Source organism: Aerococcus sp. HMSC23C02, assembly GCF_001806805.1.
Lineage (GTDB): Bacteria > Bacillota > Bacilli > Lactobacillales > Aerococcaceae > Aerococcus > Aerococcus sanguinicola.
On sequence record NZ_KV786065.1, the window covers coordinates 1 to 1,163 of the forward strand.

Here is a 1,163-nt window from a genome sequence, read left to right on the forward strand (position 1 = left end):
AGTTCGCGGAAGTCGCGCTGGTCGTCCCAGGACTGGGCAGTCAGGGGTTGGACCAGGTCATAAGCGGCTTCCCGGGACAGGCCTTGGTCGACTAGCTTTAAAAGCAAGCGCTGGCTGTAGATCAAACCGTGGGTAGCCTGCATGTTCCGCAGCATGTTGTCGGGGAAAACCGTTAAATCTTCCACAATCTTCCCGAAGCGGCGGATCATGTAGTTAACTAAGATCGTCGTATCCGACAAAATAATCCGCTCCGCGCTGGAATGGGAGATGTCCCGTTCATGCCAGAGGGAAACGTTCTCGTAAGCCGTTACCACGTGGCCCCGGCAGACCCGAGCCAAACCGGTCACGTTTTCGCTGGAAATGGGGTTACGCTTATGGGGCATGGCGCTGGATCCTTTTTGACCCTTGGCGAAGTATTCTTCCACTTCCCGGGTTTCTGACTTCTGGAGATGGCGGATTTCCGTAGCCATGTTTTCAATGGAAGTGGCGATCAAAGCCAAACAGGCAATATATTCGGCGTGGAGGTCGCGAGGTAAAACTTGGGTAGAAATTTCCTGGGCGCGGATGCCTAAATGGTCGCAGACATAGGCTTCGACGGCAGTTGGCACATTAGCGAAGGTCCCCACAGCTCCGGAAATCTTCCCGGCTTCAACACCCTTCGCCGCATGGTCAAAGCGGTCGATCTGGCGCTTGATTTCCGAATAATAGCGGGCCATCTTCAAGCCAAAGGTCGTCGGTTCGGCATGAACGCCATGGGTCCGGCCCATGCAGACGGTGTGCTTGTATTTTTGGGCTTTCTTTTTCAGGATCTCAAGGAACCAAACCAAATCTTGACGGATAATGTCATTGGCCTGCTTGAGCTGGTAGCCTTGAGCGGTGTCCACCACATCAGTCGAAGTGAGGCCATAGTGGACCCACTTGCGCTCTTCGCCTAGGGATTCAGACACACAGCGGGTGAAGGCCACCACATCGTGCCGGGTTTGGGCTTCGATTTCTTGGATGCGGTCGACATCGAAGCTTGCCTTGGCACGGATTTTTTTAACATCCTCTTGGGGAATTTCGCCAAGCTCAGCCCAGGCTTCGGCTGCTAGGATTTCAACTTCTAGCCAGCATTTGTAGCGGTTATCATCGGACCAAACTCGGGCCATTTCGGGACGGGTATA

At 54.0% G+C, this 1,163-nt stretch carries 1 protein-coding gene; it reads right to left on the reverse strand.

What is annotated here, in order from left to right:
* Nucleotides 1-1,163, reverse strand: a 1,163-nt coding sequence (gene purB / locus HMPREF3090_RS09485; protein WP_083272471.1) for an adenylosuccinate lyase, incomplete at both ends; no start/stop codon positions are given.